Consider the following 19,154-nt stretch of genomic DNA (forward strand, 5'->3'; position numbering starts at 1 on the left):
GGCAGGCAAGGCTCCCCGGTGGTGGATTCAGTCGAGCGCTTCCAGCGCGGCCAGGTCGAGCAGCTCGATGCCGCCGTATTCCAGCCGCAGCAAGCCGCGCGCTTCGAGTTCGCGCAGGGCGTGATTGACGGTCTGGCGCGACAGCCCGAGCATCTGCGCCAGCTGTTCCTGCGGGATGCGCACGCGCAGCACCGCGTCGGCATGCGCCGGCAGGTTGCCGTAGCCATGCGCGATCGCCGCCAGGCGCCGGGCAATGCGTGCCGCGGGCGGCAACAGCTGCGTTTCCTCGACATAGTCGAAAGCCTGGCGCGTCTTTGCCGCAAGCAGCCGGCCGAACGCCTGCCACCAAGCCGGATGCTGCGCGAGGCGCCGCTCCAGCGGCGCGCGCGGCACGTGCCACAGCGTTGCGGCGCTGACTGCGCGCGCGTCGTGCGTGCGCGGCAGGCGGTCGAACAGGCAGATCTCGCCGAACCAGGTGCCGGGCTCGAGCAGCCCCAGCAACGCCGCCTTGCCCGATTCGCCGCTGGCATGGATCTGCACGGTGCCGCTGGCCACGCAGTACAGGCCGTCGAAGCGGTCGCCACGGGCAAACAGCGTCTGGCCGGGCACCAGCCGGCGCAGGCAGCCGTCGTCGAGCAGCGCCTGGCGCAACGCCGGCGGCAGCTGGCTGAACCAGGCACCGGCGCGCACCGCGGCCAGCGGGTCGTCATCCGGCAGCGGGGCGCGGCGGTGCGGCGGGGGCGCGGATTCCATGACGGTCTCCTGTTGGGGCGAAAGGTCGTCAAAGCCGGTGTGCCGGCGGATTGTCAAAAACCAGACAGACCCGCCGGTACGCGCCCACTACTATAAATCCACATCGCGACCCGAGCGCGGACAGCAGCAGGCGGCAGCTTCCGCGCATGCCTGCGCACACAAGGAGACGTCCCGTGAAAACCCTGATCGAGCACCTGGCCAACTACGCCGCCTACCACCGTGATCCGCGCAATATCGTCACCCATTTCATCGGCATCCCGATGATCGTGCTGGCGGTGACCACGCTGCTGGCGCGTCCGGCCATGCCGCTGGGCGACGGCTCCGCCCACCTGACGCCGGCGATGCTGCTGTATATCCTGTCGTGCCTGTTCTACCTGCGCCTGTCGCTGGGCTTCGGCGTGGTGATGGCGTCGATCCTGGCGCTGTTCCTCTATGCCGGGGCGCACATCGCCGCCATGCCGACCGCTGCGTGGCTGGCCATCGGCCTCGGCCTGTTCGTGGCGGGGTGGATTATCCAGTTCATCGGCCATTACTATGAAGGGCGCAAGCCGGCGTTTGTCGACGACCTGGCGGGCCTGCTGATCGGCCCGCTGTTCCTGGTCGCCGAGACCGCCTTCGCGCTGGGACTGGCGCGCGACACGCGCGACGCGATGGCGGCACGCGCGCACTGACAGGAGAATTCGACGGGCGTCAGGGCAGGCCCGCCGGCAGCCGCAGCCGCGCCGACAGTCCCCCCAGGGGACTGGTCGCCAGCGCCAGGCTGCCTTCGTACATGGCGGCGATCTCGGTGACGATCGCCAGGCCCAGCCCGCTGCCGGCAGCCGCCTCGTCCAGCCTGCCGAAGCGGGCGGCGGCCAGTTCGCGCACCTCGGGCGGCATGCCCGGGCCGTCGTCCTCGACCAGGATTTCCAGTTCCCCGCCGGCCTCGCGCAGCGTGATGTGCACGCGCGTGCGCGCCCACTGGCAGGCGTTGTCCAGCAGGTTGCCGAGCATCTCGACCAGGTCCTGCCGGTCGCCGGCAAAATGGCCGTTGCCTTCGACTTCCAGCGCCAGCGCGCGCGCGGCATGCAGCCGCGACAGTGCCCGCACCAGCTCGCGCACGGCGGGCCCGGCCTCGGTACGCATGCCGCGCGCGCCTGCCGCGCCCGCGGCACGGGCGCGCGCCAGATGGCGGTCGACCTGGCGGCGCATCGCTTCCACCTGCGCGGCGACGGCCGAGGCGGCGCTGCCCGGTAGCGCCGCGGACTCATTGGCCAGCACCGCCAGCGGCGTCTTGACCGCATGCGCAAGGTCAGCCGCCTGGCGGCGCGAGCGCTCCAGCGCCTGCGCGTTGCGCGCCAGCAGCGCGTTGATTTCGCTGACCAGCGGTTCCACCTCCGTCGGCCAGTCGCCGCCCAGGCGCGCCTCGCGGCGCGACTGCATCGTTGCCAGCGCGCGCCGCAGCCGTGCCAGCGGCGCCAGGCCGAATTTCACCTGTGCCGCCACGGCAAGCATCAGGCCCAGCCCCAGCGCGGTCAGCGACCACGCCAGCATGCGGTTGAAGCTGCGCCGGGCGGCGCGCAGTTCGGTGCGGTCCAGCGCGACCGAGACTTCTACCGGGGTATCCGCCGAGGCCAGCACCAGGCGGCGCGATACCACCAGCAGCGACTGATCGTTGGGACCGGGGCGCACTTCGGCCTGTGTGCCGGCCAGGCGCCGCTCCACTGCCGCCGGCATTTCGGTGTCCCACAGCGAGCGCGAGCGCAGCAATGCGCCCGGCGCGCGCGCCTGCCAGTAGGCGCCGGAGTAAGGCAATTCATAACGGGGATCGGCGGGGGCGCGCGTCAGCACCAGCTTGCCGCTGGCACTCCAGTCCAGCGCGGCGGCCAGGCTGGCCAGCTGGTGGTCGAGCTGGCGCACATAGGTATCGTTGACATGGCGCTCGAACAGGGTCGACAGCAGCCAGCCGCTGCCGCCCAGCGCCGCGGCCAGCCAGATCGCGGCCAGCGCCAGCAGGCGCAGCGCAAGCGAACGGCGCAGGCGGGCGGGCATCTACGCGCGGGTCGAAGGCGCGTCGGCGTTGCCGGGGCCCGGCGGCGGCCGCAGCCGGTAACCCTGGCCGCGCACCGTCTCGATCACGTCCACGCCCAGCTTGCGCCGCAGCCGGCCGACGAAGACCTCGATGGTATTGCTGTCGCGGTCGAAATCCTGGGCGTAGATGTGTTCGGTCAGCGCGGTCTTGCTGACGATCGCGCCCGGGTGGTGCATCAGGTAGTCCAGCACGCGGAATTCATGCGAGGTCAGCACCACCGTCGCGCCGTCGACGGAGACGGTGCCGGCGCGCGGGTTCATCCGCACCGGCCCGCATTGCAGCTCCGGCACGGCCATGCCGTGCGCGCGCCGGATCAGCGCGCGGATCCGCGCCAGCAGTTCTTCCATGCGGAACGGCTTGGCCAGGTAGTCGTCGGCGCCCGCGTCGATGCCTTCGACCTTTTCGGTCCAGCTGTCGCGCGCGGTCAGGATCAGTACCGGCACATTGACTTGCGCGGAGCGCCAGCGTCGCAGCACGGTCAGGCCGTCGAGCCGGGGCAGGCCCAGATCCAGGATGACGGCGTCGTACGGTTCGTGCTCGCCCAGGTGGCAGGCATCGATGCCGTCGGTGGCGACGTCGACCGCGTAGCCCGCGTCGGCCAGGCTGGCCCGGACCTGCGCGGCCAGGGCAGCTTCGTCTTCAACCAGCAGGATGCGCATCAGTGTCTTCCGGTGGGCAGGTTGGCGGCCGGCGCGCGCTCACGGCTTCTTGCGCGCCCTCACGGCTTCTTGCGCGCCTCTTCCAGGCCGCGGCCCTTGGCCTTGATCAGCGCGGCCGTGCGCGCATCGTATTCGAGCTTGGCCACCGAGCCGCCGGGCAGCAGCAGCTTGACTTCGTATTGCCAGATGCCGTCGTCGCGGTCCAGCTCGACGCCGATCACGTCGCCGGCATACTGGCGCGAGACGGTCTCGAGGATGCGCGACAGCGGCAGGATTTCGCCCGACTGCACCGCGGCGCGGGCTCGGTCTGCATCCTTGTCGGCATGCGCCGCAGGCATGGCCGCGAGCGCCAGCAGCGCAGCCAGTGCGGCAGCGGACAGCAGGCGGGCAGCGCGCGGCAGCGGCGCAGGAACATGCTTCATGGCCCGAAGTTTGCATCAAAAAGCCTGAACGCGGGCTGAACGAAACGCTCAGCCCGGGTTCAGACGGCGCTGCCGACAATGCCCTCATCCCATTCAAGGAACCCGGACATGTCCCGACTCAAGCCCCTCGCCAGCCTTTCGCCGACCCTTCGCGGCAGGCGCCTGCGCGCCCTGGCGCTTGCCGCTGTCGTACCGGTTTCGCTGCTGTGCGTGGCCAGCGTGTTCGGCATGCAGGCCGGGCTGTCGGCGCTGTCGCATGCATGGGCGCAGGCCGATGCATCGCTGCCGCTGCACGCACTCGGCACGTTGTTTGCGGGCCCGTTGCTTGCGTTTTCGGTGCGCGACTGAGGCACGGAAAATGGTCCGCGTGATCGCGTCGTGCTGCGCGCGCAAGCGCCAAAACGGGGGTACGTAGGCCCTCTTCGCGTTTTCACTGAGGCAAAGCCGCGACAAAAACCGGGGTTTTCACGGGGTTTTCACGAGGTTTTGCGCATCGCATGCACGAAAACCCCTTGACTTACGGCTGTTTCCGCTATGATTCAGTGGGCGCCGACAAGGCGTTTTGCGCAGCGCTGCTGAGCGATGCAAAACGATGAGCCGGCATCCATCGTTCAACTTACGTATATCGATATGGCGACCAAAGCGAAACCGACCGCGAAGACTGCAACCAAGCCCGCTGCCAAGAAGGCTGCGGCAACCAAGGCACCCGTGAAGGCTGCCGCCAAGAAGGCCGCGCCGGCCAAGAAGGCTGCTTCCGCTGCTGCGCCCGTTGCGCGCCCGCTGAAGGACACCTTCAACAAGTCGAGCCTGGTCGCTCACCTGGTAGCCCAGACGGAACTGGAAGCCAAGACCGTGAAGACGGTTCTGGCCCATCTGGAAAACACCATCGTCAGCGCGCTGAACAAGAAGGGCGCTGGTGAGTTCACGCTGCCGGGCCTGCTGAAGGTGACGGCGCAGCAAGTTCCGGCAAAGAAGAAGCGCTTCGGCAAGGATCCGTTCACCGGTGAAGAGCGTTGGTTCCCGGCCAAGCCGGCCAGCGTCAAGGTGAAGGTGCGCCCGCTGAAGAAGCTGAAGGACGCCGCGGCCTGATCTGCGCCAAAGCCTGTCCCAATGAAAAAAGGAGCCGCTCGCGGCTCCTTTTTTCATGGCTCGGACAATGCGGAGCATTTAATCCAGGTCAATCCGCCAGCGCGGGCATCGTCCTAGAATCCCAGACGTCATGGGTGCGGGGGCGCTCCCCGTGACAGGCTTCGGCGTCTTCCCCGAAGCTGGTGCCCGCGGCCTGAGAAGGTCGCGGGTTTTTTATTGGTTCGGCAATCGTTGGTGCGTAGTGTTGGGGCGCAATCGCGGCTCAGGCAATGACCTGCTTGGCGTAGGTCGCGCGCTGCATCTCGCACACTTCCACCGATACCTGCACCGATTGCCCGCCCTCCACGCCCGTGCGCACGGCATCGGCGATCACGTCGCAGACGGCCTGGCCCAGCGCCTGCCGCACGGCAGTGTCGCGGCCATCGAGGATCGACAGGCGCGCATGGACGAACGCGCGATCTGCGGCATCCACGCCCTGGCGGTAGGTCGACAGCGTGATGCAGCGCGACTTGATATCGGCCTCCTGGAACTGCCCCGACGCCAGCAGCGCGGCGTTGGCTTCATCGAGCAACTCTTCCTGCGAGCAGTTCAGGCGGGTGTTTTCCGTGAGTTCGATGACGAGGTGGGGCATGGCGGTATCCTGGATGATCCTGGCGATGTTGCCGGCGGGAATGCCGGCGAAAGCGAGCATGATACGGGAACAAGCGGGGATCGCGCGCCACGTGGAATGCAACGGGGCGCCCGAAGGCGCCCCGCTTGGCTTGCCGCAAAGGTGGCTGCGGATCAGGCGTGGACGTACTCGCGCATGACTTGCGCAGCCTGCTCCGTGGCGAAACGCGCCGGGTTCTCGCGCGCCAGCTGCTGCAGTTGTTCCAGCTTGGCCTTCAGCCCGGCATCGAGCTTGGGCGCGGGCATTACGGTCGACGGGCAGGCCACCCCAAGGATGCCGAGCGCCTGCTGGAAGTTTTCAAGCGTCAGGCCGAGCGCCGGATCGACGCTGACCAGGTGATCGCGCATGGCTTCCGGCATGGATTCGGGCGCGGCGCACGACAGGATCACGTAATGGACGGGCGCCGCGGCCTGCGCAAAGTAAGCGGCGATCTCTGCGCCGTGACCGCCGGTGGCGGCCGGGGCCATGGCTTCGATCTGCAGGTCCAGCTGCTGCAGGATCGCGGCCGGCGTGCCGCGACGCCAGGCATCGGACACCACCACGCGCGCACCGGCGACACCGAACAGGCGGCGGACGAAGCCGAGCGCAATCGGGTCAAAGAACCTGACATCGCGCAGGGTGCCTGAATCCGGAATGCCGCCGAGGCGGGCGCGGGAGCGGTCGGAGTACAGGACGCCGGGTACGTCCAGCATGATCAGTCGTTCAGCCATGGTTTCCTGGGCGGATGCCAGTTCAGTTGGTGTGCGGCAAGATTACTAGGCAGCCGGCGGCCTGCACGTAACTGGCACCGCTTCAGTTGAAACAGATCTGTAACTTTGTCGAGGAAGACGTAAATGCCGGTTACTTCGTCATGTCAAATGTTTCGCGCAGACACATCTGTCTGTCTTATCCGCAAGACCGGAAAGCGCTGAAACTTGACGCTCAGAAGCGGAAACGCGCCACATCGTCGGCCAGGACTGCGGCCTGGTGATCGAGGCGTCCGGCCTGTCCACCCAGTTCGTCGACCAGCGCGGCATTCTGCTGGGCGGTCTGGCGCAGCTGTGTGACGGATCCTGCAGCCGCCTGCACGCTGGCGGCCTGCTGGTCGGCCAGCGCGCACAGGGTTCCGGCCAGCGCATGGCTGTGCCGGACCGCGGTGGCGATACGCTCCATGGCTGCCACCACGTCGCCGCTCAGGCGCGCGCCCATGCCGATTTCATGCGTGGCCGTGCCGATGATGCCGCCGATCTCGCGCGCGGCATCGGCGCTGCGCTGGGCCAGCGCGCGCACTTCCTGCGCGACCACGGCAAAGCCGCGTCCGGCCGGGCCCGCCCGGGCGGCCTCGACGGCGGCGTTGAGCGCCAGGATATTGGTCTGGAACGCGATGCCCTCGATCACGCTGACGATTTCCGCGATGTGGCGCGAGTGCCCGTGCAGCGCGTCCATGGCGCCGCGCATCTGCCGCACCACGTCTGCGCCGGCATCGGTGGCGGTGCGCGCCTGGTCGGCCAGCAGGCTCGATTCGGTCGCCTGGGCGTGTGCGTCGGCAACGCGCCCCGCCAGCGCCTCCATGCTGGCACCCGCGGCATCGAGTGCGCTGGCCTGCAGTTGTGTCCGGGCCGACAAGGCGTGATTGTCGGCGGCGATCTGCTGGCTGGCCGCGGCGATCTCCTGCGCGGAGCCATGAATGCGTGCCAGCACGCCGGCGAGCTGGTCGCGCATGCCTGCCACGTGGTGCAGCATGCTGCTGCGATCGGAGGGATGCAGCGCGATCGTGGCGGTCAGGTCGCCGGCGGCAATGCGCCGCGCAATCTCGGCGGCGTCACGCGGCTCGCCGCCCAGTTCGGCACGCAGGCTGCGTGCCGCGATCCACGCCAGCCCTGCAGCGGCCAGCAGGCTGGCGCCGAGCAGGGCCACCATCCACGCTTGCGCGCGCAGCTGGCTGCTGGCGACGCTTGCCACGGTGGCGGCGGCCTGCCGCTCCTGCCGCACGCGCACCGCCTCGATACGCAGGCTCAGCGCCTGCAATTGCTCGGTGACAAAGTGGCCCTCGACCGAGACCGCGCTGTCGAACTGCAGCGGATCGAGCGGCTGCTTGCGCAGCAGCGCGACATAGCCTTGCACCAGCTCGGCGGCGCGTTGCCGCGCGTCGAGCAGCGGCCCGGCCTGCGTGGCATTGGCCTGGCGCACGCCGGCCAGCGCCGTGTCGAGCCGAGCCAGCGCCTGGTCGATCTCGCTGGCGGCGGTGTCGCGCTCGGCGCCGCTGGTGGCCATGGTCAGCGCCAGCTGGGCGCGGCCGAGTGCGGCCAGCGCCGAATGCGCGCGCTCGGCCGACATGGCGCCATGCATGTCCTGCTGGTAGAGGGTATCGGTGCGCGCCTTGATCGACACGAGGTTGGCGATACCGGTCAACCCGACCGCGGCCCCGAACAGGTAGACCAGCGCAAAGGCGGCGCACAGGCGTGCGACCAGCGGCAGGCGGTTCAGGCGCGAGACGGCCCGGCCCAGTGCGGAAAAAGCCGGGCGACGGCCCGGCAGGCTTGGCTTGATGACGTGCAACACGGAGATGACTCCAGACGGGCGCGCGTCCAGCCAACCGCAGCGGGCGGCAGCGCAGCCCGGGCTTGACCCGGTTTGCCGTCGCGCCTTCCTCGGGCGGGAGGGTCGCTGGCGGCGCACGGATGGTGACCGATCAACGTGACGCCGGCGTGACATGACAGGCATGGGACTGTCATCGTGCCGTCATATTCATGTCATGCAATGTGGCCCGCCTCAGAAACTTGTGCCCTGCAAAACTTCTTCGCCTTCCGGATCCATTCATGCCCGGCCACCACGCCGCACTGCCACCGTTCCACCTCGCACCAGGCATGCCTGCCGGGTCGGCGGTGCCACGCGCGCAGCTCCCGCCGCTGCATGCGGTGTTCCAGCCGATCGTGCAGGCCGGCAATGCCGAGCTGCTCGGCTACGAAGCCCTGGTCCGCGGCCCGGCAGGGTCGCCTTACGCATTGCCGGAAGCCTTGTTTCGTCTTGCGCAGGGCGTGGAAAACACCGTCGCGCTGGAAATCGAGGCGGCGCGCACCGCGCTGGCCGCCTGGCGCGGTTTGGAACTGCCGGGCAAGCTGTTCCTGAATTTCAGTCCGATGACGTTGCGATATCTGCTGGCCGATCGCGAGCGCTTGTCGGCGGCGCTGCTGCGAGCCGGTATCGCACCGTCGCGGCTGGTGGTCGAGGTCACCGAGCAGACCCCGATCGGCGATGCCGCGAGCTTCGGCGCGGCCATGTTGCTGCTGCGCGAGCTGGGCATGCAGTATGCGCTGGACGACTTCGGCTCCGGCCATGCCAACCTGGACCTGCTGGCGCATCTGTCGCCGCAGTTCGTCAAGATCGACAAGTCGCTGGTGCGCGGCATCGCCTCGTGCTCGCGGCGGCTGGAGATACTGCGTGCGGTGATGCGCATGATGAGCGCCTTCGGCGGGCGTGTCATTGCCGAGGGAATCGAGCATGAGGAAGAACTTGCGGTGGTCCGCGACCTCGGCGTGACCGGCGCGCAGGGCTACTACATCGGGCGGCCCTCGGCGCATCCGGACACGCAGGCGGCACCGCAGGTGCGGCGCACGCTGGCATCCCGGCATATCGCCGTGTTTCCGCAGGTGGTGCGCTCGGGCTGGTCCGGCATGACTGCCGGGAGGCTGTTGCGTCCGGCACCGACCGTATCGCCCGCCGCCAGCAACGACGCGGTGCTGCGCATGTTCCAGGACCAGCCCGAGCTGCATGCCGTGGCGGTGGTTCATGACGATGGCCGGCCGCTTGCCATCATCGGCCGCCAGGGCTTTATCGACCGCTACGCCGCACCGTTCCACCGCGAGCTGTATGGCAAGAAGGCCTGCATTGCCATGGCCAACCGGGAACCGGCCTGCTTCGAGCGCCGCGCGACGCTGGAGGAAATGGCGCAGATCTTGGCCGGAGAGAATACGCGCTCGCTGGCCGATGGCTTCCTGATCACCGAGCAGGGCCGCTATATCGGGCTGGGCACCGGCGCCGACCTGATCCGCGCGATCACCGAAGTGCGCATGGAGGCCGCACGCTATGCCAACCCGCTGACGTTCCTGCCGGGCAATATCCCGCTCAACCAGCATATCGAACGCCTGATCGACGCCGCCAGCGAGTTCCGCGCGTGCTATGTCGACCTGAACCACTTCAAGCCGTTCAACGACAAGTACGGCTACTGGAAGGGCGACGAAATGCTCAAGGGCGCCGCGGCGATCCTGGCAGAGGTGTGCGACCCGGCGCGCGATTTCCTTGGCCATGTCGGCGGCGACGACTTTCTGGTGCTGTTCCAGAGCAGCGACTGGCCGGCGCGGATGCACGAGGCGATCCGGCGCTTCAACGATGCGGCACTCGCCATGTATGCGCCGGGGGATCGTGCTGCAGGCGGCATGCAGGGCGAAGACCGGCACGGCCTGCCGGTGTTCTTTCCGCCGGTATCGATGGCGGCGGGCGTGGTGTGCGTGAGCGGGGAGGGCGTGGCTGCGCTGCAGCGCCTGGGCAGCCGGCATATCGGCGCCGCCGCGGCGGCGGCCAAGCGCGAGGCCAAGCGTTCGGCCACGGGCATGGCGGTGCTCGACTTCCTTTTGCTGGCGGCGGCGCTGCCGGCCTAGCAGCCGGATGGCCCGCGCGCGGGCAGCGTGCGGCTGGCTGCCGGCAGGCGCGGCAGGCTGCTTTCCTCCAGCACGTCGAGCCGATAGCCATGGGCATAGACGACGGTGACGAGGATGCCGTTCTCGATGCCAAGCCGCAGCGTCTTGCGCAGCCGCGACATCAGTCCCGCCAGCGCCCGCGACAGCGGCGGCAATTCATGGCGCCATACCGTCTGCTCGATGCGGCTGTTGGGCAGCATCCGGCCGGCATTGGAAAACAGCAGCATGGCCAGGTCGAATTCCTTCGGCGTCAGTTCGATGCGCTCGTCGCGCAGCGTGGCGAAGCGCCCGACGCTGTTGAGCTGGTACGGGCCGGCACGCACCACCAGCCCCTGGCGCAAACGCTCGCCGGTGACGCGGCGGCGCAGCGCGGCGATGCGCGCGAGCAGCACGCGGTGGCTGAGCGGGCGGCACATGTAGTCGTCGGCACCGGCATCCAGCGCATCGACCAGGCGGTCTTCGCTGCTGTCGCTGCCCAGCATCATGATCGGCACATCGCGCGAGCGCGCGCTGCGCACTGCGCGGATCACGTCGATGGCCGGGATGTCGGCCACTTCGTCGGGAAGCAGCAGCATGTCGTAGGTCTGCTGCAGGGCGCTGTGGATCAGGTCGCGGCCCGCGTCGAAGATGCTGCAGCGAAAACCCGAGCGCACCAGCAGGTCCGGTACGTCGTGGAACTGGGGCGACCTGCCCAGCAGCAGCGCAATAGTGATCGGCGACGGCATACGAAGCGAGCGTGATGGCGTGTGAGAACGGCAGGAACGGGACGGATAGCGGACGGATAGCGGACAGGTACCGGCCAGCGTTTGAACGGGATCGGAACCGAAGCGCCGGAACCGAAGCGCCGCGCATGCCAGCTGCGAATGGCGGAGCACCGTGCGGCCTCAAAGGTAAAAAGCCGCGTGCCGTGGAACAATCGGAGGTTTCCGAAAAGTTCGCCGTTTTTGCCCTTTTTGTTCCAGCGCGGTAACGGACAGCCATTGATGGCCAGCCCGGCTTGCAAGGGAGACGAAGTTGTCCACAGATCCTGTGGACAACGGGCCAGCCCCGGACCTGGCGGCCGCATGGCACCGTCATCCCATCGGCGTGCCAAAAAAGAAGGCAAGCCGTGCGCCGCCGCATGAACATCCGGCCCGCGGTGTGCCAAAATAGCGCGCATCGTGTTCCGGTCCGGGGACTCAAGCCACCGATGCTGCAGAGCCCGAGTGTCATCGCCGTCATCCTCCTGGCCTTTCACGTCGTCGGCGTGGTGGCGGCGCTGCACGCCGTCATGACGGTGCGCACCGCGCCTGGCGCGATCGCCTGGGCGGGGTCGCTGCTGATGATGCCGTACGTCACGCTGGTCCCGTACCTGATCTTCGGGCGCAGCACCTTTGCCGGCTATGTCGATGCGCGCCGCTTCAATGACGACCGGCTGCGCGAGATCCGCCACGGCATGACCCCGCGCGAACGCGAGGCCCGCAGCGCCTGCGTGGTGCACGAGCCAACGCAGGTCTGCATGCGCGCGTTGCCGCGCCTGACCGGCATGCCATGCCTGGCCAACAACGATGTGCGGCTGCTGGTCAACGGCACGCAGACCTTCGATGCCATCTTTGCCGCGATCGGCCAGGCCAGGCAGGTGTTGATCGTGCAGTTCTTCATCGTCCACGACGATGCGCTGGGCCGGCGCCTGCAGGCGCTGCTGTGCGAGCGCGCGCAGGCCGGCGTCAAGGTCTACTTCCTGTTCGACAGCATCGGCTGCCATGCGCTGCCGCGCCGCTACGTGCGCACGCTGCTCGAGGCGGGCGTCGATGCCCGGCCGTTTTCCACGCATCGCGGCTTCGTCAACCGCTTCCAGCTCAACTTCCGCAACCATCGCAAGCTGGTCATCGTGGACGGGCGCGAGGCGTTTATCGGTGGCCACAATGTCGGCGTGGAGTATCTGGGCGAGCGTCCGCCGCTGGCGCCGTGGCGCGATACCCATATCGCATTGCGCGGCAGCGCCGTGCTGGACCTGCAGATGTCCTTTGCCGAAGACTGGTACTGGGCCGCTCGCGAAGTCCCGCACCTGCTGATGCCGCCACCCGAGGTGGGCGGCAGCATGACCTGCCAGGTGGTCCCGACCGGTCCCGCGGACTCGCAGGAAACGTGCTCGCTGTTCTTTGTCGAGGCGATCCAGTCGGCCCGGCACCGGCTGTGGATCACGTCGCCGTATTTCGTGCCGGACGAGGCGGTGTTTGCCGTGCTGCGGCTGGCGGTGCTGCGCGGCGTCGATGTCCGCATCCTGATACCGGCGCGTCCCGATCACGTGGTCGTCTACGCGGCGTCCACCATCTATGCGTACCAGGCAGTGACGGCGGGAATCAAGCTGTATCGCTACCAGCCGGGCTTCCTGCACCAGAAGGTGATCCTGATCGACGACGAAGCCGCCGCGGTGGGCACGGCGAACCTCGACAACCGCTCGTTCCGCCTCAACTTCGAGCTGATGGTGATGACGGCGGACAAGGGCTTCGCAGCCGACGTGGCGGCCATGCTGGAAGCCGATTTCGCCAACGCCACGCGCATCGGGCTGGATGAGTTCCTGGGCGCGCCCGCGCCGCTGCGCGTGGCCATGCACGTGGCCAAGCTGTTCGCGCCCATCCTCTGATACGGACTGCGGATACCGGCCTGCGGCCAGCCGACGGCGCTTTGTTTGTGTACACTGTTCACTATAAGCGCCTACAGATAATGAACCGAATCCAGCATCACAGGGGAGCTGCATGAAGCCGGCCGTCCCCGCGCCACCGGCGCGCGCCACTTACCGTCATGGCGACCTGCGCCGCGCCTTGCTTGACGCCGGCATCGACCTGGCCCGCGAAGGCGGCCCCGACGCCATTGTGCTGCGCGAAGCCACGCGCCGCGCCGGCGTTGTTCCCAATGCGGCTTACCGGCACTTTGCCAGCCGGCAGGAACTGCTGCAGGCAGTGCGGGCGTCGGCCTTGTCGTCGCTGGCGATTGCCATGGAAGCCGAGATTGGCGGACTGCGCCCGGGCCGTGGCGCCGCCGCGCATGCGCGCGCATGCCTGCGCGCGGTTGGCACGGGCTATCTGCGCTTCGCGCTGGCGGAAACCGGCCTGTTCCGCACGGCATTCTCCGTGCCGGATGAGGTTGAGGATGACGCCGATCCCGCCAAGGCGGGCAACAGTGGGCTCAACCCGTTCCAGTTGCTTGGCGCTGCGCTCGACAAGCTGGTGGAGTCGGGGGTATTGCCGCCCGAGCGGCGGCCCGGTGCCGAGTACCTGGCCTGGTCCGCAGTGCATGGCCTGGCGATCCTGCTGATCGACGGCCCGTTGCGCAGCCGCGCGCGCGAAATGGCCGAGCCGCTCGGGCAACGGCTGCTGGAAATGGTCGAGAAGGGCCTGTAACACCGCGCCGCGCACAAAAAAAATGCCACGATGGCGGGGACCATCGTGGCAGTGCAAGGAACCAGGAAGGGGGGCAACCTGGCTCTGTCGGGGCACCCGCGGGCCGGGTGCAAGGGCAATGTAATACGGGCTTTCTCATGCGAATATCGGACAAATCCTAAATATGTCCCTGAATTGTCGCGACTTGGATTGGGCTGCGGCGCACTGCCAGCCAAGGCACGCCAATTGCGGGCCGGGCGCCGGTGGAATTGCGTGGCAGCCGCGGCGGTCTAACCCGGTGCCTGCAACCCAGGCTGGCGATGCAAGGAGGGACCCATGCGCTACGGATATGGAATGTTGCTTGCGGCGGCGCTGGTCAGCGGGTGCGTGGCTTATCCCTATGCCAGCGACGACTACCTGGCCTATCCCGCATACCCGGTCAGCTCGCCGTACTACAGCGGCTATCCGGTCGCGCCCGGCTATCCCTATTACGGACCGGGATACAGCAGCTACTACGGCAGCTTTGCCTTTATCTATGGCGGCGGTGGCCGCAGCTGGAAGCACGGACACCACGGACACCACGGACACCACGGACACCACGGCTGGCATGGCGGCGGCGGCCGTGGCAAAGGTGGCTGGGCCGCTGGCGGACGTGGCGGACGAGGCGGAGGCAGGGGCCGGTGACGGACGTCTGGCCGGGATGGCCAGGGCGTACGACTTCCAGGCGATCCCTCCTGGCGGTGAGGCGCACCCGCCGCCAGGCGTCGGACGCTACGTCCTGACCGCACGCCACGGCAGCTAGGGCAGCTGCCGCAACTGGCCGATCACGGACATCAGGCGCCCGTGCGCCACGATGACGCCCGATTCGTCCTGCAATGCTTCCTGGTAGCGCTTGCGAAAGCCAGGATCGGCGCCGTCGCTGAAGAGCTTTTCGGCGGCGCGCGCCACGGCACGGCAGGTCTCGTCGTGATGTTCTTTGGATTCAAGTTCCTCATCGACCTCGATGATCAGCCGCGACAGCGGATCGAGCCAGCGGAAGAAGTTGTCCTCCGTGACCAGCTGGACAAACAGTCCGGCCGGGATCGGGCCGTTCAGCCGTTCGTACTGGCTGCGGTCGTAGCCGATGACTTCCTTGTGAACTTGCAGCAAGGCCGCCCGCAAGGCTTGCAGCCCCGAGCGGCGAGTTTCCTGGGTGGCGAGGAATTGTTCGTTGGGCATGCCCATCTCCGCGTTTCCACTGGTCTGGCCCGGCAGCCGGTCTGCTCGCTCCGGCACGCATTCCGGCGCACATCGTGGGCTTGTCCGGGCGGGTCGCCATCACCTGCCCCGGACCTCCGGGTGCTGCCGGCCAGCGCATCTGGCAATGTCCGGCGCGCCTGCCAGTATAGGCACCTGACGCATCCCGGGCCAGCGCACGGGGATAGCGAAATACCCGCATTTGCGCCGCGTTCTGCGCCCGCTAGCCGTTTTGTCCTTCCGCTTGTGCCGGCCCGAGCAGGTCCGCCGCGCGCGAGCGCTGCATGTCCGCCGCACGGAAATAGCGCACCACCGTGGCGACGCTGGCGTGGCCAGTCATCGCCATGGTCTCGGCCAGCGGCACCTGTTGCGCTGCCGCTTCGGTGACGAAGCCCGCGCGCAGCGAATGCGCGGAGTAGTCGCCCTCCAGTCCCGCCTGCACGCAGCGTGCCTTGACGATGCGGCTCACGGCGGCATCGGACAAACCTTCGCCCACATGTCCGCCGCGCCGGATGCGGCGAAACAACGGCCCGCCGGCAATGCCCGAGGCGGCCAGCCATGCCTCCAGCGCCTGTCCCGCCGCGCCCGTTACCGGCTTGGCGGCATCGGCATGGTCGCGGCCTGACTGATTGGTCTTGGACCAGCCCAGCACATAGACGAATTCACCCGGCGCGACGCGCGTCAGGTTCTCCACCGTCGCGCGCGCGACCTCGGAGCGGCGACGGCCGCCGCTGGCCCATGCGAACAGCAGCAGCGCGCGGTCGCGCACGCCGCGCAGCGAGTCGTCGCAGGTAGCGAGCAGCCGCAGCAGCGGGTCGCGCGTGAGCGCGGCCTTGCGCGCCTGGCGCTGTCCGCGGCGCGCATAGGCGCGGCGGATGCCGGACATCAGCTCGCGCACCGATGCGTCGGCACAGGGATTGGGCAACTGCTGCAGGCGGTGGGCCCTGGCCAGCACCGCAAGGCGGTGCGTCAGCGTGGACAGCGCGGGCGCGCCGGGTCGTGCCTTGTATCCATCAGCGACCAGCGCCTGGTCGATCGCCGGGGGTAGTTCACAGACAGGCCCGTGCGGCGTTTGCCGCGTAGCGTGGTCGACGATGAACTGAACCACGACGGCAGGAGCAAGCGGAAGCCGGATCGGCTGGCGGTAGCGCAGCCCGTGCCAGGCCGCCCAGTAGCGCAGGGCAGAGCGGTAGCTCGCCACGGTGTTGGACGACTCGCCTTCGCGGCGTAGCGCGTTCGCGGCCTGTTCGGCGAGGGGATCCAGTTCAGACGGGCGAAGCGGCGCCGGGAATTCGACATCGGAGGCAAGCTGCGGTGGGTTGGTTGGCGGGTCGGCTGTTATCATAATAAATATGATGTATGCTGTAGCATATCATACAAAAACATCAAATAGCGCTCGATAAGTTTCCATTATCGAACCTTATTTTGGTTTTTCCGGACCCGACTATGGAAACACTCCGCTCCCGAGGCATCACCCGCGACGACGTGTGGGCCGCCGCCGACAGCCTGCTCAAGGCGGGCCAGCGTCCGACCATCGAACGCATCCGCCTGCATCTGGGCCGCGGTTCGCCCAACACCGTCAGCCCCCACCTCGACGCATGGTTTGCCGCGCTCGGCGGGCGCTTGCAGGATCCGCAAGGCTTCGCGCCCAAACCGGGTTGCCCGGAACCGGTCACCGAAGCGGCGCGCTACCTGTGGGAGGCCGCGTTGCAGGTGGCCCGGGCGCAGGCGGAAGCCGCGCTGGCCCAGCGGGAAACGGCTTTGGCCGAGGCGCAGGCGACATTGGCCCGGGAACGGGAAACGCTGGAGCAGGAGCGCCTGGTCATGCAGGCGCGGCTGGACGGTGCCGAAGCGGCGATGGCGGAAATGACGCGCGCGCGGGACGAGGCGCTGGAGCGCGGCGCGCAGGCCGAAGCCCGCGCTGCAGCCCTGCAGCAGCAGGTCGAGACGCTGCGCGCGGAGGCTGGCGTCGCGCTGGAGGCCCGGGTCTCGTTGCAGCGGGAATTCGCCGCGGAACGCACCGCGTGGGACCAGGAGCGTGAAACCATGACCGCCCGCGCCACGGCCAGCGAACGCCGGCTGGCGCTGGAACTGGATGCGGCCCGCGTGGCGGGCAAGGATGCGCAGAAGTTGCTGGAAACCGAACGCAAGGCCGCGCTGGAGCGGCTTGCGCACGCTGCCGAAGCGGCATCACGCCAGGGCAGCGAAATGACGCGCCTGAGCCAGTCGATTGCCGTACTGGAAGAGCGCGTCCGACAGCGCGAGGCGATGCTTGTCGAATATCGCGAACAGAAGAAGGAGGCAGCCAGCGCGGGCGTGGCCGCCGTGGGCCGGCGTGGGCGCCCGGCCCGGGGCACATTGGCCGGCGGCGCCAGCGGCCTGCTGCGTATTCGCGCGGTGCCGGGCGGCTGAGCCGCGGCGGCGCGCTACGCTCGCTGCGCGCCAGCGCGCAGCATGTGCTTCTGGATCTTGCCGCTGGTGGTCTTGGGTAGCGCGTCCAGGAAGTGATAGCGGCGTGGCCGCTTGTAGGCCGCCAGCCGGTCGCCCTGCAGCAGGAAGGCGTCGAGCTGCTCGGCACTGACCGGCGCATCGCCGCGCACCACCACGTACGCACCCACCACCTGGCCCCAGGTCGGGTCGGGCTCGCCCAGCACCGCGACTTCCAGCACCGCCGGGTGCTCGATCAGCGCGTCCTCGACTTCGCGCGGATACACGTTCTCGGCGCCGGAGTTGATCATGTAGTCGATGCGGTCGCGGATCCACAGGTAGCCGTCGGCGTCCAGGCTGCCGAGGTCGCCGGTGTGGTACCAGCCATGTGCCAGCGCCCGCGCATTGGCGTCGGGCCGGTTCAGGTAGCCCTGCATCATGCAGGCGCCGCGCACCAGCACCTCGCCGACTTCGCCTGGCGCGCACGGCTGCGCCGGATCGGTCGGCGCGCCGTCGTCGCGCAGTTTCGCCACCACCAGGTCATGGCCGAGCGCGGGCAGGCCCGCCGAGCCGGCACGGGTCAGCTGTTCGTGCGGGTAGAGCACCGACATGCACGGGCCCATCTCGGTGGTGCCGTACACCTGTACCAGGCCGGCGCCGATCTTGCGGTCCCATTCGCGGATCAGGTGCGGCGCCATCGAGGCGCCTCCATATTCGACCAGCCGTAGCGAGGACAGGTCGCGCGTTTCGGCCTCGGCGTGGTGCAGCAGCATGCCGATCATGGTCGGCGCGGCGAAGAAGTGGGTCACGCGCTCGCTTTCCACCAGTTGCCAGGCTTCGCCCGCATCGAAGCGACGCTGCAGCACCTGTGTGGCGCCGACCTGCAGCCGTGGCAGGAAGCTGGTGTGCAGCTCGGCGGTATGGTTCAGCGGCGCCACCGACAGGCCCACGTCTTCGCGCGACAGCGTCATGGCCTGGTGCATGATCGCGTTGTGCTGGAGTTTGCTGCGATGGGTGTGCACTACGCCCTTGGGACGGCCCGTGGTGCCGCTGGTGTACATCAGGATGCAAGGGTCGTCCTCGTGAACGTCGACCGCGGGCGGCGTGGCCGGCTGGCCGGCGGCGAGTGCGTCGAGGCGGTGCGTGGCAAACGGCGGGGCCGCGTTTGCGTCGGCGTAGATGCGCAGCGCGGTGCCCGGCGAAAGCTCCGCCGCCTTCTCCACCACGGCGGCGCCTTCCTGCTCGAACAGCACTGCCCTGGCAGCGCCGTCGTTCAGGATGTAGGCCAGCTCCTGCGCGGCCAGCCGGTAGTTGACCGGGTTGAACACCGCACCCAGCCGCGCCGTGGCCAGCAGCGTGAAGACAAAGGCCGGCGTGTTGTAGAGGAACGCGGCCACCACGTCGCCCTTGCCGATGCCGATTGCCTGCAACCCGTGGGCGTGGCGGTTGACCTCGGCATCGAGCTCCGCATACGTCCAGGCCTGCCGCGCGGCGCCGAGGCCGCTGACCAGCGCGGTCTTGCGGGGCAGGTAGCGTGCCGGCCAGGAAAGGGTATCGCCAAGGGTGAGGCCGCGGTTCAAGGTCATGCTCCAGTCGTGTGCCGGCCGCCGGGTAAAACAGGCCAGCCGATATTCTTGTGTGAGCCGGGGACTATAGGGCGCAGTACGGGGCACATGGAAATAACGATTTGCTCTTTCCTTATGCCGCCGTTGCCGCGCAGAGCCTGAGAATCGGTCCTGGTACTGTATATTCATACAGTCTCAAGCCGTTCCACCCCAGTGTCCGTCGA

At 68.4% G+C, this 19,154-nt stretch carries 19 protein-coding genes; 8 read left to right on the top strand and 11 right to left on the bottom strand.

What is annotated here, in order from left to right; all coding sequences use genetic code 11:
* Positions 1–27 precede the first annotated feature (27 nt).
* A complete protein-coding gene (locus JTE92_RS05475; protein ID WP_063241373.1) occupies positions 28–753 on the bottom strand; it encodes a Crp/Fnr family transcriptional regulator in 726 nt (241 codons plus the stop codon).
* A gap of 173 nt (positions 754–926) precedes the next feature.
* On the opposite strand from JTE92_RS05475, the gene JTE92_RS05480 reads away from it, so the two are divergent.
* Positions 927–1,424 carry an Mpo1 family 2-hydroxy fatty acid dioxygenase gene (locus JTE92_RS05480; protein ID WP_063241374.1) on the top strand — a complete coding sequence of 166 codons (498 nt, stop codon included), beginning with the start codon at positions 927–929 and terminating at the stop codon, positions 1,422–1,424.
* 19 nt (positions 1,425–1,443) lie between these two features.
* On the opposite strand, the gene JTE92_RS05485 is transcribed toward JTE92_RS05480, so the two are convergent.
* From JTE92_RS05485 to JTE92_RS05495, 3 genes are read right to left on the bottom strand one after another with little or no spacing between them, the layout of a single operon-like run.
* The gene (locus JTE92_RS05485) at positions 1,444–2,784 is read right to left on the bottom strand and encodes a sensor histidine kinase (protein ID WP_063241375.1); all 1,341 of its coding nucleotides are present in this window, start codon (positions 2,782–2,784) and stop codon (positions 1,444–1,446) included.
* Positions 2,785–3,483 (bottom strand): response regulator transcription factor, encoded by a 699-nt coding sequence (locus JTE92_RS05490; protein WP_063241376.1) that lies wholly within the window; start codon positions 3,481–3,483, stop codon positions 2,785–2,787. It lies immediately after the preceding gene.
* Between the two features lie 59 nt (positions 3,484–3,542).
* Positions 3,543–3,905 (bottom strand): PepSY domain-containing protein, encoded by a 363-nt coding sequence (locus JTE92_RS05495; protein WP_063241377.1) that lies wholly within the window; start codon positions 3,903–3,905, stop codon positions 3,543–3,545.
* Between the two features lie 108 nt (positions 3,906–4,013).
* Here JTE92_RS05495 and JTE92_RS05500 point away from each other — a divergent pair, with 108 nt between their 5' ends.
* A complete protein-coding gene (locus JTE92_RS05500; RefSeq protein ID WP_063241378.1) occupies positions 4,014–4,253 on the top strand; it encodes a hypothetical protein in 240 nt (79 codons plus the stop codon).
* 282 nt (positions 4,254–4,535) lie between these two features.
* A complete protein-coding gene (locus JTE92_RS05505) occupies positions 4,536–4,994 on the top strand; it encodes an HU family DNA-binding protein (protein WP_063241379.1) in 459 nt (152 codons plus the stop codon).
* Positions 4,995–5,256: 262 nt separating this feature from the next.
* Here JTE92_RS05505 and JTE92_RS05510 read toward each other — a convergent pair whose 3' ends face one another.
* The 3 genes from JTE92_RS05510 to JTE92_RS05520 form a co-directional block, all read right to left on the bottom strand.
* On the bottom strand, positions 5,257–5,625 hold the full coding sequence (locus JTE92_RS05510) for a 5-carboxymethyl-2-hydroxymuconate Delta-isomerase (RefSeq protein ID WP_063241435.1): 369 nt from the start codon (positions 5,623–5,625) through the stop codon (positions 5,257–5,259).
* Between the two features lie 152 nt (positions 5,626–5,777).
* Positions 5,778–6,374, bottom strand: coding sequence for an HAD domain-containing protein (locus JTE92_RS05515; protein WP_063241380.1), 597 nt, complete (start codon positions 6,372–6,374; stop codon positions 5,778–5,780).
* A gap of 211 nt (positions 6,375–6,585) precedes the next feature.
* Positions 6,586–8,205 carry a methyl-accepting chemotaxis protein gene (locus JTE92_RS05520; protein ID WP_063241381.1) on the bottom strand — a complete coding sequence of 540 codons (1,620 nt, stop codon included), beginning with the start codon at positions 8,203–8,205 and terminating at the stop codon, positions 6,586–6,588.
* Positions 8,206–8,462: 257 nt separating this feature from the next.
* Here JTE92_RS05520 and JTE92_RS05525 point away from each other — a divergent pair, with 257 nt between their 5' ends.
* Entirely contained in the window at positions 8,463–10,301 is a 1,839-nt protein-coding gene (locus JTE92_RS05525; protein ID WP_063241382.1) for a phosphodiesterase, read from the top strand.
* Here JTE92_RS05525 and JTE92_RS05530 read toward each other — a convergent pair.
* A complete protein-coding gene (locus JTE92_RS05530; protein ID WP_063241436.1) occupies positions 10,298–11,053 on the bottom strand; it encodes a response regulator transcription factor in 756 nt (251 codons plus the stop codon). The genes JTE92_RS05525 and JTE92_RS05530 overlap by 4 nt on opposite strands.
* Before the next feature lie 476 nt (positions 11,054–11,529).
* Between JTE92_RS05530 and cls the strand changes: the two genes are divergently transcribed.
* The 3 genes from cls (at position 11,530) to JTE92_RS05545 (ending at position 14,386) form a co-directional block, all read left to right on the top strand.
* Positions 11,530–12,966 carry a cardiolipin synthase gene (gene cls / locus JTE92_RS05535; RefSeq protein ID WP_063241383.1) on the top strand — a complete coding sequence of 479 codons (1,437 nt, stop codon included), beginning with the start codon at positions 11,530–11,532 and terminating at the stop codon, positions 12,964–12,966.
* A gap of 112 nt (positions 12,967–13,078) precedes the next feature.
* Positions 13,079–13,723 carry a TetR/AcrR family transcriptional regulator gene (locus tag JTE92_RS05540; protein WP_063241384.1) on the top strand — a complete coding sequence of 215 codons (645 nt, stop codon included), beginning with the start codon at positions 13,079–13,081 and terminating at the stop codon, positions 13,721–13,723.
* A 315-nt stretch (positions 13,724–14,038) separates the two neighbouring features.
* Entirely contained in the window at positions 14,039–14,386 is a 348-nt protein-coding gene (locus tag JTE92_RS05545; RefSeq protein ID WP_084254784.1) for a hypothetical protein, read from the top strand.
* Positions 14,387–14,500: 114 nt separating this feature from the next.
* On the opposite strand, the gene JTE92_RS05550 is transcribed toward JTE92_RS05545, so the two are convergent.
* Together JTE92_RS05550 and JTE92_RS05555 are read right to left on the bottom strand one after the other, a co-directional pair.
* A complete protein-coding gene (locus JTE92_RS05550; RefSeq protein WP_063241386.1) occupies positions 14,501–14,926 on the bottom strand; it encodes a hypothetical protein in 426 nt (141 codons plus the stop codon).
* Positions 14,927–15,161: 235 nt separating this feature from the next.
* The gene (locus JTE92_RS05555; RefSeq protein WP_063241387.1) at positions 15,162–16,283 is read right to left on the bottom strand and encodes a site-specific integrase; all 1,122 of its coding nucleotides are present in this window, start codon (positions 16,281–16,283) and stop codon (positions 15,162–15,164) included.
* Between the two features lie 140 nt (positions 16,284–16,423).
* Here JTE92_RS05555 and JTE92_RS05560 point away from each other — a divergent pair, with 140 nt between their 5' ends.
* Positions 16,424–17,350 (top strand): DNA-binding protein, encoded by a 927-nt coding sequence (locus JTE92_RS05560; RefSeq protein ID WP_232353449.1) that lies wholly within the window; start codon positions 16,424–16,426, stop codon positions 17,348–17,350.
* Between the two features lie 14 nt (positions 17,351–17,364).
* Here JTE92_RS05560 and JTE92_RS05565 read toward each other — a convergent pair whose 3' ends face one another.
* The gene (locus tag JTE92_RS05565; protein ID WP_063241389.1) at positions 17,365–18,951 is read right to left on the bottom strand and encodes a fatty acid--CoA ligase; all 1,587 of its coding nucleotides are present in this window, start codon (positions 18,949–18,951) and stop codon (positions 17,365–17,367) included.
* Between the last annotated feature and the right edge of the window lie 203 nt (positions 18,952–19,154).

The organism is Cupriavidus oxalaticus, from assembly GCF_016894385.1.
Classification (GTDB): Bacteria; Pseudomonadota; Gammaproteobacteria; order Burkholderiales; family Burkholderiaceae; genus Cupriavidus; species Cupriavidus oxalaticus.